The following is a 14,281-nucleotide window of genomic DNA, read 5'->3' as shown; positions in this document are numbered from 1 at the left end:
GTGGTCAGGGACCGATCCCCTCCACCGCCACCTCCGTCTCGCAGTTCGGACAGGCCGCGTGCTCGTCGTCCCCGGTGTAGGTCCACGTCTCGCCGCAGTCGTGGCAGGTCAGTTCCGTGCCGTCGCCCGACGCCGTTTCCGTCCCCGTTCCCTCGGGATCGGTCCGCATGTTTCGAACCCGCGAGAGGACGGTCGCGGCGTCATGGAGCGTCGCGTCCTCGAGCGGAACGGCGTGGCCGCCGTCGTCGGTGACGAACCAGTAGTCGACCGACTCGGTGTCGTTGGCGGCGACGACCGCGTACCGTCCCTCGCTGACGATCGGATCCCGGTCGGCGGTGGCGTCGTCCGGAGCCATGGGGACCGTACCACGCGCTATCAGTTCCCTCTTGTGCGCGCACCGGCCGAACGCGGTCGATCGGCCGGCGGCGCTCGAAGTCGAAAACATGGCAATCCTTTTCCGCGACGGCCCTGAATCCGAGGGTATGTCCGACGAAAACGAATCCGACGCCAACGGCGACGAGGGCGAGGAGAAGTCCTTCCGGGAGCGAGTCGAGGAAATCCGCGAGAAACGCGCCGAAGAGGGCGAAGGTGAGGGCGAGGCGCCCGAGAGCCCGTTCGGCGGCGGTGGCCCCGGCGGCATGGGCGGCGGCGGCAACCCCTTCGCGCAGATGATGGGCGGAATGATGGGCGGCGGCCCGGGCGGCCCCGGCGGCATGGGCGGCGGCCCTGGTGGTCGCGAGGAGGAGAGCGTCGGCAACGAGGAACTCGTCCGCGAAGTCCGCCAGCTCCGCGACGAGATGCGCGACCAGACCCGCGCACTCAAGCGGATCGCCGACGCGCTCGAGGACAACTGAGCCGACTGCCGACTGTCGACTGCAACTACAACGAACGACGTCGTTTCTGCCGTCGATCGGCGCCGGCGCCGATCGCTCCGTTCTGCACCGGCCAGCGACGCGTCCGCTCGCGGCCACGAGTCCGATATCAGCGGCTACAGCAGCTTTCGGGGCGGTCTCTCGAAGTACAGCCGTCGGCGACGAATCGGAACGAGTGCCGGCCCGCGACCGTGGTCGGCCCCAAAATTAGCGTCCCAGCCGGTCGCGGACGGCGTCGAGCGAGTCGTCGTCCAGCCGATCGAAGAGGTCGGTAAGCGACCAGCGGCCGACGAGCATGTTGGAGAGGGCGACGCAGACGCTCGCGAGGATTAACCCGAAGAAGACGTCCGTCCCCCAATGGATCGCCAGATACATCGTCGAGATGATGACGCTGATCGCGATGAAGACGGCGACGGGGAACCACTTCGGATACTCATCGCGCGTGTAGTAGGCGAAGATGCCGACCGTCGCGGAGAGCGAGGTGTGAAGCGACGGGAAGACGTTGGTGTTGCGGTTGACCTCCCCAGTGAGGTACTGGTACTTCGGATTGTTGTCATACAGCATCGTCTCGGCGACGAACTCGGGGAGGATGTTCCGCGGCCCGTACGCGATGACCAGCACGTACAGGACGACGCCGAGCGCGTAGTTCAACGAGTAGGCCGTCAGCAGACGGCGGAACATCGTGGTATCCGAGAGCGCGAAGTACGCTAGCGGCGTAAAGAGCAACAGGAACGTGTAGCCGTAGATGTAGCTCGCCGTGAAGTATTCGGTGAGCAGCGGGGTCGCGATGTCCTGGAAGATCAGGACGAACTCGCCCTCGATCGAGCGGATCGTCTCGGTCATGTAGAACCCGACGTTCGGCTCATTTTGGCGCATATACCGGTTGAGAACCAGTACGCAGCCCAGAAGAAGGAGCGCCGGTGCGGACGTCCGTAGCCGCGGACGAAGCTCCGAAACCGTCTGCGACAGTCGCTCGCGGCCGATGAACACTCCGGCCGCAACCGGGAGGACGAACCCGATGACGATCGCCACTTGCGTCAGTACCTCGGCTAACATCAGTATCGCCCCTGCAGTCGATTCTCGTCGTCGGTGTAGTAGCCGGCCGCCTGAAACGCGTCGTGCGCCGCGTTGACGTTGAGCGTCCCGTCGGTGCCGGCGAACGGCGTCTCGGGGTCCGCGCCGTCCCACGCGAGGTCATCAGGAGTCCACTCCTCAGTCACCGGCGCTGCGAGCGGCTCCGCGTGACCGCCGAAGACTTCGCTCGCGATCCACTCCTTGTCGATCAGCCGACAGATCGCGCGTCGGAAGTGGAGGTTGCTACACGGCGGCGTCCGCGCGTTGAACCCGATGTGGTAGAACGTCCACGAGGGCGACTCGAGCCGTTCGACGTCGGGGTCGTCCTCGGGAATGTCGCCGAGCGAGTACGCCGCGAGCATCGACGACGTGACGTCGGCGTTGCCGCTGGCGACCCGCGAGATGGAAGACGGGCTGCCGGGATCGACGGTAAATCGGAGCTCGTCGACGAGCGGCGCGAGAAGGTGGTCGCCCTCGACGTCCTCGCGCAGCGTGAAGTGATCGTCGAACCGCTCGAGCGTGAGGTGGTCCCGTTCGGCGTTGTTCTTGAACTGGAAGGGACCGCTCCCGGTCGGATCAATCGAGTCGCTGGTGACTAGACTCCAGGATCCTTGCGGCGCCGAAAACTCCTGAGAGTTGCCGAGCCGGTCCTCGAGTTCCGATTGCCAGACGTGTTTCGGGAGGATCGGGACGGTGAACGCGCGTTTACAGACGTCCGTGCCGGCGGCAGCGGTGATCCGCAGCGTGTACTCGTCCTCGATCTCGATATCGTCGATCGCGCTCGCGTGACCGCGATAGCGGGGCGGCGGCGACGGCGACGCGCGGCCGAGCACGGTATCCTGGAAGAACTGGTAGGTGAACTCGACGTCCGCCGCGGTAACCGGTTTGCCGTCGTGGAACCGACAATCCTCGCGGAGCGAAACCCGCGCGGTCGTCGTCGGTCGGGTCGGCTCGGTCGTCTCCTCGGCGTCAGCCTCGTTCGCCTCGGAGCCCGTGACCCACTCCCAGGAGTCGGCGAGCCACGGCAGGACCTCGCCGTCGACGACGGTGCCGAGCGAGTCGTACAGCAGGTCGACGACCGTCCCCCGCTCCCGGACCGTCGCCGAGATCGGGTTGACGTTGACCGACGGTCGGGCGTCGGTCACGAGCGCGTTCAACCGGTCGACGCCGGCGTCCGGCTTGAGGCCGAGATAGCCGCGTCGCGTCGCGAGATGGCCTTGGCCCCAGCCGTCGAAGCGGGTGGTGTTGGCGACCCGGATCTCGTCAGGGCGACAGATCGGATCGAACGGTTTCTCGTCCGCGACGCCGCGGAGTACGTTGGCTAAGCGTTGCTTCCGTTGCTCACCGTCGGCCCGGCGTTGGTCCTCCAGGAGGGTGTCGAAGGCCATGCTGTCGAACCCGAAGGGGTTCTGCCAGCCGGCCTCGTTGGCGTACGTGGAGTGGAGGGCTTCATAGAGGAAGTCCGGATCGTAATCGGCGGGATGCTGACCGACGTAGATATCGAAGTCGTGGTCGATCAGCACCGCCTTGAGGAAGTCGGTACGAGAGCGCGCCTTGAGGGTCACGTCTACGCCGATCGACTCGAGGTGGGACTCGAGGTGATAGGCGATCCGGATGCTTTCTCGGTCGGCGTCCGCGGGGACCGTCACGATGGAGAGCGACAATTGGTCGGTACCGTCCTGATCGACGACGCGTCTGACCGTATCGACGCAGCCGCTCAGAGAGAGCGAGAGCCCGGCTGCGCCCGCAGCCAGGACGGAGCGTCGATCGACGCCATCAACAGGATCGGTTGGGTTACAATTCATTCAGTCTATTACACCTCTTTGCTGTTGATATATAACAATATTGCGTACTACAATCGGCTATGGGGCACGCTCAAAAACTTTTCCAATCGGCCGTATTTCCGGCTGAACGATGCAATGTATGGCAATCGATGACGCAGGGCAGAACGGACGGCCGGATCTCGACGACGCCGCGACCGCGTTCGTCGGCGATCGGACTCGATCGTCGACTGCGAGAACACAACATCAATAGGCGAACCGCCGAAAGGGAGGGTATGGACGTCGCCGCCGAACGGATCGAGCGCCTCCACGACCTGGCTCGAGCGGCGGCTGCCGACGACGAGCACGATCGGGCCCGCTACTACGTTCGCCTCGCGCGCCGCGTGGCGGAGCGAAACCGGCTCACGCTGCCGCGGACGTTTCGACGCTTCATCTGCGACCGCTGCGACGCGTACCTTCGGCCCGGACGAAACGCCCGCGTTCGACTGCAGGACGGCCACGTCGTGATCACCTGCGACTGCGGGGCCCACACGCGGTATCCGTACGGAGATCAGTAGGGTTCGAAACGCCGACGCGCGGGGCCCGGTCAGGGCCTCGAGAGTGTCCGTTTCCCTGCCGTTCCGATTCGAGAAGATTCAAACGGCTCGGACGGGTAGAGGTGGCTATGGATACGCAAGCCCTCAAACAGCAGGCACACGACCTCGACGTCACCGTCTGGGTAGGCAAGAGCGGTATCGACGCGGTCGTCGACGAACTCGACGACCAGCTCGACGACCGCGATCTCGTGAAGGTCAAACTCCTGCGCGCGGCGCGGGCCGGCGGTTCGACCGAGGAGAAGGCGGCCGATCTCGCCGACCGCGTCGACGCCGAACTGATCGAGACGCGCGGACACACTGCCGTCTTCTATCGATGAGCCCCGCGGCCGATCCCGCCCGCGTTCTCGCACAGGCGAACGGACTGGGCCCGATCGGTCACACGCTCGAGGAGGCGGGAATCGCTGACGGCGCGCTGGCCGCGAGCGCCGCGAGCGTGCTCCGGTTCGCGGTCGCCGTCGTCGCTGTCTGGTTCGTCGGTCGGACGGTCGTCTTGCCGCTGATCCGACGGGCGCTCGACAGACGGGGCCTCGACGAACACGCCAAGAACCCGCTGTTGATGTTGTCGCGGTTCGGCGTGCTCTTTTTCGGCATCGCCGTCGCCTTCGGCTTCGCCGGCTTCGGAAACTTCCTCGTGTCGATGGCCGGCATCGCGGCGGCCGGAGCGCTGGCGATCGGTCTCGCCATGCAGAACGTGATCTCGAACTTCGTCGCGGGCGTGTTCATCTACACCGACAAGCCGTTCCGGATCGGCGACTGGATCGAGTGGGACAACGGCGACTACGCCGGCGTCGTCGAGGACATCAGCCTCCGCGTGACTCGCGTCCGGACGTTCGACAACGAGTTGCTCACGGTGCCGAACTCGGCGCTCACCGACAACGTACTCAAGAACCCGGTCGACGCCGACAAACTCCGACTGAAGTTCGTCTTCGGGATCGGCTACGACGACGACATCGAACGGGCCACCGAGATCATCGTCGACGAAGCCGAGCGCCACCCCGACATCATGGACGACCCCGCGCCCTCCGTCCGACTGACGGAACTCGGGGACTCCGACGTCGGCCTCCAGTCGCGGTTCTGGATCGCGAACCCGTCTCGAGCCGACTTCGTCCGAACGCGCGGCGAGTACGTCACCGCGGTCAAACGGCGCTTCGATGAGGAGGGGATCGACATCCCCTACCCGGTCCGCACGCTCGAGGGCGGATTCCAACTCGAGGAAGGGCGACACATCGGCCAGCCGGCCGAATAACCGCGATCGGCGGTCGGGAACCGGCTCGGACGGACACTACTCCGACGGGAGTTCCTGGACGACGGCGTCTTCGGGCGGCTCGAACGCGAACGTCTCGTCGTCGAGCCCCTCGTTGAACGAGACCGTCTCGAACTCGTGGACCAGCTCGTGGCGCTCGCCGTTCGGCCCCTCGTAGACCAGCCGTTCCTTCAGCGGATAGTCGTACTCGGCGTCGATCCAGAGCTGCTGTTCGACGATGGTGAGATCCTCGGGTGCCTCGACCGTCTCGACCGCGTAGACGTACTCTGTATCGCCGACGAGCACCGAGATACCGCGCTCGACGGCTTCCTCCTTCGCCTCGACGTCGAGCACGTGGGCCTCGCGGTCGACGATCTCCTCCGTTCCCTCGTACTCGAGGTCGTACCACTGGCTGTACTCGGCGGCCTGCTCGGCGCGGTCGGCCCGCACCGCGTCGTTGTCGAAGGGCTCGTCCGGTTCGAACCGCTGTGCCATCCCCGACTGGGGATAGTACCACCACGTCTCCGACGCGTTCGAGACGTACTGGTCGCCCACTCGGCCGGGGGCCGTCGACTCGAGTACCTCGTCTCGGTAGTCGACGTAGGGTCGTTCGGCGACGCGAAGCGTCTCGGTACTCGTGCCGTTGCTGCCGTTGACTGTTACCGTTACCTCGCCGGAGACGTCCTCGAGGTCGTCGCTGTGGACGAACGCCGACTCGAAGAGCGACTCCGGCTCGGGTTCGTTCGTGGGCGGTGCGACGGCGACGCAGCCGCTCGTGAGGACGACCACGAGCACAGCGAGAACGACCGCGGCTCGACGGGATTTCATGTGATCAGTCACTTCACAGCACAGTCCTAAGTTTTTCTATCCGCGCGGTGACGAAGATCCATCTCCGATGTGCGAATCCGAGTCGACCACCCACGGACCCGCACCCGGCTGCGAGGTCGGCGGTCGGCCGCGGACCCGACTTGACCCGCGACTGTCAGCACCCGATTACAGTGCGCTCGACACTACCAACGTGTTTTGGCGATGCTACAAAGAGTTAGCCGTCCGAAAAACGGCCCGGGCCGAGCCGAGACGCCGACTGGACCCACACACACACACACACACTCGAGAACCTATGAGCAGTAACTGTCCGGACTCCGACGCCACCGACAGCACGATGACGCCGAACCAGCAGTGGTCGAGCGTTTCGAAACACGTCGTCAACAGCTACGTGGAAGCGAACAACGCCGTCCTCGCCGCGATGGGCCTGACCACGTCGTCGGGCGCCGAGGGCCCGACGGCGGACGGCGAGCCGGAGACCGTCGAGACACCGGTCGTCGAAGTCGCGTACAGCGACGAGGCGTGGATCATGGAGCGTTCGACCGACAGCTACGACGACCTCGGCGTCGGCGACTACGTCCGATTCACGAAACCGATCGAGGAGACCGACGTCTCCGCGTTCGCGCAGGTCTCGGGAGACACGAACCGCCTGCACCTGTCCGACGAGTTCGCCACCGACACCCAGTTCGGCGGCCGGATCGCCCATGGCACGCTCGTCGCCGGAACGATCAGCGCCGCCCTGGCCCGGTTCCCCGGACTGACGATCTACCTCTCGCAGGACCTCGAGTTTCAGGCGCCCGTCGAGATCGGCGAGACCGTCACCGCCGCCTGCGAGATCGTCGAGGGACTGGGCGACACCCGCTACCGCCTGCACACGACCGTCGAGAACGCCGACGGAACGACAGTCATCGACGGCGAGGCGGTCGTGGTCATCGACGAACAGCCCGACTCCTGAGCCGTTCTCCCGTTCGACTCGTCCGTCCCACGGAATCGCTGCGGGAACGACGGCGCCGCGCGGCCCGACGCTGGCGCTCGTTCGAGACTCCGGTAGCGACACTTGCTACTAGTACTAGTAGTGACGCTTCTAATTAGCAGCGACAGGGACGACAGCCCTCGAGCAGTCGGCCGAGATCGATCCGCCGTCCTCCCACGCAGCTGATTTTCCAACCCTCCCTCGAGAGGTCGTCCTGACCCTGGTTTCGATCGTCTCGCGTCTTCGATGTCGAAACGAGCCAAAATAGCTTGGAGCAATGATGATGCCCCGTCGGCCCGTTTTCGTACTCGATGAGCAGGTCAGAATCCGGGACGAGGATCGTCGCAGTGTGTCGCTCCTGTGAATCGGTGTTCGTCTCCGAACAGCAACCGGACGGCACGATCAGACCGATCGGTGTCTCGGAGGAGTGCACCTGCGGTGACGGCGACTTCCGCCGGATCGCTCCGTCGGAAGACACCGCGCCGACGGCGGCTCCGCCGTCGGACTGAGACGGTCGGCGGCGCCGTGAATGGCTCGCGAAGACAGCGGATCGTCCGTAGCGACTGATTTTCTGAGTCGACGGCTCAGGTGTCGAGCACGCGTCGAGAGTACCGTCCGTCCCGGCCCCGTCCGTCGCAGCCGAAGCCCTTTCAGCCGTCGGTCCGCGAGACACCGGCGTGTCTCGGCGACGCAGCCGGCGATCGACGGACGCGCTGTCGGTGACCGTCTCCGGCGGCTCGATGGGCGGCCTCTTCGCCGGGCTCGCCCTCGAGGACGCGGGCCACGAGCCGACGATCTACGAGCAGTCGACGGGCGACCTCCACGGTCGCGGAGCCGGAATCGTCGCCCAGGAGAACGTGCGCCGGTTCCTCGAGCGTCGCGACGTCGTCGACCCCGACGCGATCGCGACGACCTCGAGCGAGCGCCGCTTTCTCGCGCGGGACGGCGACGTCGAAATGTCGCGTCCCGATTCGATGGCGTTCACGTCGTGGGACGCCGTCTACCGACGACTGCGCGAGGCGTTCCCGGACGACCGCTATCGAACGGGACGCGAGATAGTCGGCGTCGATCCCGCGACGGCGACCGCCGAATTCGCGGCCGGCGACGAACGCGAGGCCGACCTGGTGATCGCGGCCGAGGGCGGCCAGTCGTCGACGCGCCGCCAGCTCTTCCCCGCGGTCGGTCCCGAGTTCGCCGACTACGTCGCTTGGCGCGGCGTCGTCGACGAGTCCGACCTGGCTCCGGCGGTCGCCGACCGTTTCGACGATGCCTTCGTCTTCTACCAGGGACAGGATCTACTCGTCCTGGCGTACTTCATTCCCGGCGACGACGGCGGGACTGCACCGGGCGAGCGACGGCTCAACTGGGTCTGGTACGACACGCTCGAGAACCGTGATCGGTCCGCCGTCTTCACCGACGCGACGGACGCCGAGCGAGAGATCACCGTCCCGCCCGGCGCGCTCCGCGAGCCGGTCCGAACTCGGCAACTCGAGCGCGCGAGCGACGTGCTGCCGCCCGTCTTCTCGAGAATCGTCGCCGAGACCCCGACCCCGTTCGTGCAGGCGATTTACGACCTGACGATCCCCGAGATGGTCGTCGACCGCGTCTGCCTGCTCGGCGACGCCGCGTTCGTCGCTCGGACCCACACCGCAGCGGGCACGGCGAAGGCCGCCGGCGACGCCGTCGCGCTCGAGCGAGCCCTCGAGCGACACGACGCGCTTGATGCGGCGCTGTCGACGTGGAACGACTCCCGCACCGAGTACGGGGATCGGCTCGTCGCCCGCGGGCGACGGATGGGCGACGAACGGCTGGGACTGGCCGACTCGAACTGAGCGCGGGAGGAAGAGCAAAGGCGAGTTCGAGAGCGCACGCGACGTCGTCGGCGTCAGTCGTCCGCGCTACGACCGCCGACGTCCTCTGGATCGCCGCCCTGCCCCTCGAGTTGGCCGGGCGTCGGTGAGACGACGTTGGCCGCCTCCTCGGGGGGAACGTCGAGTGGCGTGATCCGGACGCTCGTCACCTTGTACTGCGGGATGAACGACGTCGGGTCGAGTTCGTGCTGGGTGAGCTTGTTGATCGCCCCCTGCGGGAAGTGCATCGGGATGAAGACGACGCCTGGATCGGAGGTGTCCTCGACGTTGGCCTTCACGACGATCTCGCCCTGCCGGGACTGGACGCGGACGTACTCCTGGTCGTCGATGCCCAACTGGTCGGCCATCTCTGGGTGGATCGTCACGAAGCTCTCCGGGACGTGGTTCATGAGCGTCCCGACTCGGCGGGTCATCGTGCCGGTGTGCCAGTGGTACAGGACCCGCCCCGAGGAGAGCGTGATCGGGTACTCCTCGTCGGGCATGTCCGGCGGCTTGGCGTAGTCGGCGGGGACGAAGCGGGCCTTCCCGTCCTCGAAGTTGAACTCGTCCTCGTAGAGGTACGGCGTGCCGGGATCGTCCTCGTCGAAGCAGGGCCACTGGATGCCCTTGGTCTCTTCCTCGAGTCGATCGTAGGTGACGCCGCCGTAGATCGGGACGAGGTCGTTGATCTCGTCCATCACGTCGGCCGGGCCATCGTAGTCCCAGTCGTAGCCGAACCGCCGCGCGAGTTGGATGAGGATCTCCTGGTCCGGTTTCGCCTTCCCCGGCGAGTCGACGGCCGGTCGGACTCGCTGGATGCGCCGCTCGGTGTTCGTGAACGTCCCACTCTTCTCGGCGGCGGAAGCGGCCGGGAGCACCACGTCGGCGTACTCGGCCGACTCGGTCAGGAAGATGTCCTGGACGGCGAGGAAGTCGAGCTTCGTCAACGCTTGCTCGGCGTTGTCGAGGTCCGGCTCCGAGAGGACGGGGTTTTCGCCCATGATGAACATGCCCCGGAGGTCGCCGTCGTTGACGGCGTGGAACTGCTCCGGCAGGCGGAGCCCGACGTCGTTCGGCGGGCGCTCGCCCCACTCGTCCTCGAACTTCTGGAGGACCGCCTCGTCGCCGAGGTCCTGATACCCCGGAAGCGTGTGCGGAGCCGGTCCCATGTCACCCCCGCCGCCCTGGACGTTGTTCTGCCCGCGAAACGCCGAGAGCCCGGCGCGGGGCTTGCCGAGGTTGCCCGTCACCAGCGCGAGGTCGGCGATGGCCAGGACGTTGCGCGTCCCGGTCGTGTGCTGGGTCAACCCCATCGCCCAGCCGAAGATGCAGGTGTCGGCGGTGGCGATCGTCTCGGCGGCCTTCTTCAGTTCCTCGGCGGGAACGGCCGTGAGCTCCTCGACCTGCTCGGGCGTGAACGGATCGACCTTCTCCTTTAGTTCGTCGAAGTGTTTGGTCCGCTCCTCGATGAATTCCTCGTCGTGGAGGTCGTTCTCGATGATGTACCGGATCATCCCGTTCATCCAGGCCACGTCCTCGCCGGGGGTCGTCCGGATGTACTGGTCGGCGTGCTCGGCCAGCCCCATCTCCCGGGGATCGATGACGATGAGATCCGCTCCGTCGCGGACGTTCTGTTTGATCCGCGTCGCGAGGACGGGGTGGGACTCGGTCGTGTTCGAGCCGGTGATGAGATAGCAGTCGGTCTCCCCGATGTCCTCGTTGATCCGGTTGGTCATCGCGCCGTAGCCGACCGTCTGCTGCAGTGCGGCGACGGTCGAGGAGTGACAGAGCCGCGCGCAGTTGTCGACGTGGGGCGTCCCCAGGACCTGCCGGGCGAACTTCTGGTTCAAGAAGTTCTCCTCGTTGGTCGTCTTCGACGAGGAGATGACCGAGAGGCTCTCGCTGCCGTGCTCGTCGCGGATCCCCGAGAGCCCCTCGTAGACGCGCTCGAGGGCTTCCTTCCAGGACGCCTCGCGGAAGCCCTCGCGGCCGACCGGGCCGTCCGGCGCGTTTTCTTTACGAACGAGGGGTTTCTCGAGTCGGTCGTCGGCGTCGACGTAGTCGTAGCCGAACTTCCCCTTCACGCAGGTCGAGAAGTCGTTCGCCGGCGTCGAGTCCGGATCCGCTGGTCGGACGCCGAGCACTTCGCCGTCCTTGCCGTAGAGTTCGAACCGACAGCCGACGGCGCAGTAGTTACAGGTGGTCTCGGCCTTCTCGATCCGCGAGAGGCGCGCGTCGCCGATGGTCGTCGCGACGTTGAACAGCTGGCCGGCCGGCATCGCCTCGCTGGCGATCCCCTCGGAGACGTGTTCGAACTCCTTGAGGGCGCGGTCGCCGACCTCCTTCAAGGTGTGGCTCATCTGCCGCTTCGAGTCCCCGGCGCGCGCTCTCGCGATCGACATGAAGCGGGCGACGCCGGAGAGTTCCTCCTCGGGCTTCGCTCGGCCCTCGACGTCGTATGGGAGATCGCGGTTCGGCGCCTCCGTCTGGTCGGCCGTTTCGGCCTTCGGGCTCTCTAAGACCTTGCCGATCGAGTTCTCTTGGGTGAAGCCGGGCAGTGGGATCGTCGCGGCGTCGGTCAGCCCCTGCTCGACCAGGGCGCCGGTCGGGCAGACGGTCGCGCAGTGGCCACAGGAGACGCAGGTGGACTCGTCGAAGGTCTCCTCGCCGTTCTGGAAGGCAATGCGGGTGTCCTGACCCGAACCCTCCATCCGGAGGACCCCCTCGACCTGCACGTCGTTGCAGGCCTCGACGCAGCGGTTACAGAGGATGCACTTGTTGCGGTCGATCTGGATGGCCGGCGAGGTGTCGTCGAGCGGTTCGTACTGGTCCCGGTCCTCGAAGACGCCCCACCGCGGTTCCTCGACGCCCTGCTCGATGGAGGTGTCCTGCAGTTCGCAGCGGCCGTTCTGGCCGCAGGTCGTACAGCGGAGGTTGTGGTCGGAGAGCTGGAGGTCGAGGTTGACCTCGCGCGCCTCGGCCGCGTCGTCCTCGTCGGTTCGGACCGTCATCCCCTCCTCGACGGGATGCGAGCAGGACGTCACGAGTCCGTGTTCTTCCGTGTGGACGGTGCAGGTCCGACACTCGCCGCGCGGCCCGATCGCGTCGGCCTGTTCGGTGTCGCGGTCGTAGTAACAGAGCGCGGCCAGCTCGTCGGCCGGTTCGACGGACTCGACCGCGTCGATGATCGTCGAGCCCGGCGGCACCGAGACGGGCGTCCCGTCGACCGTGAGGTGGGTCATTCCGTCCTCGCCGTCTCCAGAGCGGACGTCCGGGTCGTTGGCGGTCCCGGTCTCGAACTGTTCGGTCAGCGGCGTACTCGGCCGCGGATCGGCGACGTTCGGCACCGAAGGGAGCTTCTCGACGGCGGTCGGTCGCCGTTCGGTTTCCACGTCGTCGACGTGGCTCGCCGGGTCCTCGCTGCTCATCGGTTCCCCTCCATCTGGTGTCCGGCGGTCTGCGTCATCGCGCCCTCGCACTCGCCGCTGGGACAGCGGCCCTCGGTGTGAGCGGCCACCTCCCGCTCGAACTCGCGCATCCCCGTGACGGCCGGGCGGATCGCCGTGCGGCCGAAGTGGCAAATACTCGTCTCGCCCATCACGCGGGTCAGTTCGCGTATCTTCGCGTCTCGGTAATGGCCGTCGTAGATGTCTCGAAGCATGTTGGTGAGTTCCTGACTCCCCTCGCGACAGGTGACGCAGCGCCCGCAGTTCGACTCCATCGCGAAGTTCGCTCGCCGCCCGGCCGTCGCGAGCACGCAGTTGTCCTCGTTTAATAGTTCGACCACGCCCTCAGTTCCGAGCCCCGCGCCGGCAAGGGCGGGCGCCGACGGCGACTGCGAGAGCGACCGCGTGAGCCCGCCGAACTGGCCGCCGACGCAGGCCATCTTGAACTGTCCCTCGAGGGAGACGGCCTCTCGAGCGTCGGCCAGGTTCCCGCCGGTCGGGAGCTCCACGGTCGCCGCCGCGTCGACGTCGCCCGTCACGGTGACCAGCCGGGTGCCGGGATCCGCGTCGTCCGCGTCGAACTCCTCGGGGTGGAGCATCGCGCGGCGGACCTGTGCCATCGTCCGCGGCGTGTGGACGACGGTCGGCCGCCCGTAGAGCCCGTGTTCGGCCGGCGACGGCGGTCGGAGGCGCGCCTCGAGGCGGTCGTTGCCCTCCATGGCCTCGAGGGCCATCGTCGGCTCGCCGGCGATGAACCGATCCGGCCCGACGACGACCTCTGGCCCGCTCTCTCGATCGAGGCGTTCGGCGAACCGCTCCTCGGCGTTGCGGGCGGCCTCGTGGACGCGCTCGCGGGCTCGATCGTCGTTCTCGTTGCAGTAGACGACGACGTCGTCGGCGCCGACCAGTTCGGCGACCGCGAGGGCCCCGTCGAGCACCTCGCCCGGCGCGGCCTCGAGCAGCGTCCGGTCGGTCGCGTTGCGGTCGTCGCTCTCGTTGGCGTTGACGACGACGACCGGTTCGTCGGCCTCGGAGTCGGGCTCGTCAGACCCATCCGCGGCCGCCTCGCGGGCTAGCTCCCACTCCTCGGTGACGGGATCGTCGACGCTCCAGTCGCCGCGACCGCGGCCGAGCAGTCCCACGTCGCGGACCCGCGAGAGCGCTTCGTCGGGGTCGTCGCCGGCCAGTTCGGCCGCCGACTCGTCGGGAACCGACGCGGGATCGACCCAGCCGCAGCGGCCGAGGACGCGGCGCCGACCCACCGCGAGCGGCCCGTCCTCGGGCGTCGGAAGCGACGACGGCGCCGGCTCGTGGTCGACGACCGTCACGGGGTCGTCGGTCGGGAGTTCGCCGCGCTCTACCGTCTCGACGAGCGATTCGAGCCGGCCGACGACCGGCGCGGAATAGAAGGCCGTCCGACCGCCGTCGGTGAGACAAACGAGCGGCTCTAGCTCCCGAACGCCGGTCGGCCCGGTCTCGAGGACGCGGGTTTCCTCGGCCGCCGAGCGGAGCTCGTCCAGCGCGCGCTGTTTTCGTCGTTCGCTCTCCGACCCGCCGGCGACGCGAACGATGGCCGCTTCGTCCGTCGACTCGGTCCGTTCATCCATCGCCTCCGTCTCCG

13 protein-coding genes are annotated in these 14,281 nt (G+C 67.0%); 7 read left to right on the top strand and 6 right to left on the bottom strand.

Annotation, left to right across the window (positions count from 1 at the left end; all coding sequences use genetic code 11):
• Positions 1-4 precede the first annotated feature (4 nt).
• Entirely contained in the window at positions 5-355 is a 351-nt protein-coding gene (locus C477_RS01590) for a hypothetical protein (RefSeq protein ID WP_008892675.1), read from the bottom strand.
• 88 nt (positions 356-443) lie between these two features.
• On the opposite strand from C477_RS01590, the gene C477_RS01585 reads away from it, so the two are divergent.
• Positions 444-854 carry a hypothetical protein gene (locus C477_RS01585; protein ID WP_049914130.1) on the top strand — a complete coding sequence of 137 codons (411 nt, stop codon included), beginning with the start codon at positions 444-446 and terminating at the stop codon, positions 852-854.
• A gap of 225 nt (positions 855-1,079) precedes the next feature.
• On the opposite strand, the gene C477_RS01580 is transcribed toward C477_RS01585, so the two are convergent.
• Positions 1,080-1,928, bottom strand: a complete 849-nt coding sequence (locus tag C477_RS01580) for a phosphatase PAP2 family protein (protein ID WP_008892673.1) — start codon at positions 1,926-1,928, stop codon at positions 1,080-1,082.
• The gene (locus tag C477_RS01575) at positions 1,928-3,751 is read right to left on the bottom strand and encodes an ABC transporter substrate-binding protein (RefSeq protein WP_049914115.1); all 1,824 of its coding nucleotides are present in this window, start codon (positions 3,749-3,751) and stop codon (positions 1,928-1,930) included. Before C477_RS01575 ends, C477_RS01580 begins: the two co-directional genes overlap by 1 nt.
• Positions 3,752-4,002: 251 nt before the next feature.
• On the opposite strand from C477_RS01575, the gene C477_RS01570 reads away from it, so the two are divergent.
• The 3 genes from C477_RS01570 to C477_RS01560 all read left to right on the top strand — a co-directional run bounded on the left by C477_RS01570 (position 4,003) and on the right by C477_RS01560 (position 5,569).
• Positions 4,003-4,284 carry a ribonuclease P protein component 4 gene (locus tag C477_RS01570; RefSeq protein WP_008892670.1) on the top strand — a complete coding sequence of 94 codons (282 nt, stop codon included), beginning with the start codon at positions 4,003-4,005 and terminating at the stop codon, positions 4,282-4,284.
• A 107-nt stretch (positions 4,285-4,391) separates the two neighbouring features.
• On the top strand, positions 4,392-4,640 hold the full coding sequence (locus C477_RS01565; protein WP_008892669.1) for a YhbY family RNA-binding protein: 249 nt from the start codon (positions 4,392-4,394) through the stop codon (positions 4,638-4,640).
• On the top strand, positions 4,637-5,569 hold the full coding sequence (locus C477_RS01560; RefSeq protein WP_008892668.1) for a mechanosensitive ion channel family protein: 933 nt from the start codon (positions 4,637-4,639) through the stop codon (positions 5,567-5,569). The genes C477_RS01565 and C477_RS01560 overlap by 4 nt, the downstream gene beginning before the upstream one ends.
• A gap of 36 nt (positions 5,570-5,605) precedes the next feature.
• Here C477_RS01560 and C477_RS01555 read toward each other — a convergent pair whose 3' ends face one another.
• Entirely contained in the window at positions 5,606-6,394 is a 789-nt protein-coding gene (locus tag C477_RS01555) for a LolA family protein (RefSeq protein WP_049914113.1), read from the bottom strand.
• Positions 6,395-6,686: 292 nt separating this feature from the next.
• On the opposite strand from C477_RS01555, the gene C477_RS01550 reads away from it, so the two are divergent.
• The 3 genes from C477_RS01550 to C477_RS01540 all read left to right on the top strand — a co-directional run bounded on the left by C477_RS01550 (position 6,687) and on the right by C477_RS01540 (position 9,196).
• Positions 6,687-7,346, top strand: a complete 660-nt coding sequence (locus tag C477_RS01550) for a MaoC family dehydratase (RefSeq protein WP_008892666.1) — start codon at positions 6,687-6,689, stop codon at positions 7,344-7,346.
• A gap of 329 nt (positions 7,347-7,675) precedes the next feature.
• On the top strand, positions 7,676-7,873 hold the full coding sequence (locus tag C477_RS01545; protein WP_049914111.1) for a hypothetical protein: 198 nt from the start codon (positions 7,676-7,678) through the stop codon (positions 7,871-7,873).
• A 168-nt stretch (positions 7,874-8,041) separates the two neighbouring features.
• On the top strand, positions 8,042-9,196 hold the full coding sequence (locus tag C477_RS01540; RefSeq protein WP_083870228.1) for an FAD binding domain-containing protein: 1,155 nt from the start codon (positions 8,042-8,044) through the stop codon (positions 9,194-9,196).
• Between the two features lie 53 nt (positions 9,197-9,249).
• Here the strand turns inward: C477_RS01540 and fdhF are convergent, their stop codons facing one another.
• Together fdhF and C477_RS01530 are read right to left on the bottom strand one after the other, a co-directional pair.
• Entirely contained in the window at positions 9,250-12,642 is a 3,393-nt protein-coding gene (gene fdhF / locus C477_RS01535; RefSeq protein WP_008892663.1) for a formate dehydrogenase subunit alpha, read from the bottom strand.
• Positions 12,639-14,267 carry an NADH-ubiquinone oxidoreductase-F iron-sulfur binding region domain-containing protein gene (locus C477_RS01530; protein ID WP_008892662.1) on the bottom strand — a complete coding sequence of 543 codons (1,629 nt, stop codon included), beginning with the start codon at positions 14,265-14,267 and terminating at the stop codon, positions 12,639-12,641. Before C477_RS01530 ends, fdhF begins: the two co-directional genes overlap by 4 nt.
• Positions 14,268-14,281: the final 14 nt, after the last annotated feature.

Origin of the sequence: Haloterrigena salina JCM 13891 (genome assembly GCF_000337495.1) — an archaeon.
Classification (GTDB): Archaea; Halobacteriota; Halobacteria; order Halobacteriales; family Natrialbaceae; genus Haloterrigena; species Haloterrigena salina.
This window is presented reverse-complemented; position numbering and strand designations above follow the sequence as displayed.

Coding starts and splice junctions, on each gene's coding strand:
- C477_RS01590 (WP_008892675.1), bottom strand. CDS start 355: ATGGCTCCGGACGACGCCACCGCCGACCGGGATCCGATCGTCAGCGAG.
- C477_RS01585 (WP_049914130.1), top strand. CDS start 444: ATGGCAATCCTTTTCCGCGACGGCCCTGAATCCGAGGGTATGTCCGAC.
- C477_RS01580 (WP_008892673.1), bottom strand. CDS start 1,928: ATGTTAGCCGAGGTACTGACGCAAGTGGCGATCGTCATCGGGTTCGTC.
- C477_RS01575 (WP_049914115.1), bottom strand. CDS start 3,751: ATGAATTGTAACCCAACCGATCCTGTTGATGGCGTCGATCGACGCTCC.
- C477_RS01570 (WP_008892670.1), top strand. CDS start 4,003: ATGGACGTCGCCGCCGAACGGATCGAGCGCCTCCACGACCTGGCTCGA.
- C477_RS01565 (WP_008892669.1), top strand. CDS start 4,392: ATGGATACGCAAGCCCTCAAACAGCAGGCACACGACCTCGACGTCACC.
- C477_RS01560 (WP_008892668.1), top strand. CDS start 4,637: ATGAGCCCCGCGGCCGATCCCGCCCGCGTTCTCGCACAGGCGAACGGA.
- C477_RS01555 (WP_049914113.1), bottom strand. CDS start 6,394: ATGAAATCCCGTCGAGCCGCGGTCGTTCTCGCTGTGCTCGTGGTCGTC.
- C477_RS01550 (WP_008892666.1), top strand. CDS start 6,687: ATGAGCAGTAACTGTCCGGACTCCGACGCCACCGACAGCACGATGACG.
- C477_RS01545 (WP_049914111.1), top strand. CDS start 7,676: ATGAGCAGGTCAGAATCCGGGACGAGGATCGTCGCAGTGTGTCGCTCC.
- fdhF (WP_008892663.1), bottom strand. CDS start 12,642: ATGAGCAGCGAGGACCCGGCGAGCCACGTCGACGACGTGGAAACCGAA.
- C477_RS01530 (WP_008892662.1), bottom strand. CDS start 14,267: ATGGATGAACGGACCGAGTCGACGGACGAAGCGGCCATCGTTCGCGTC.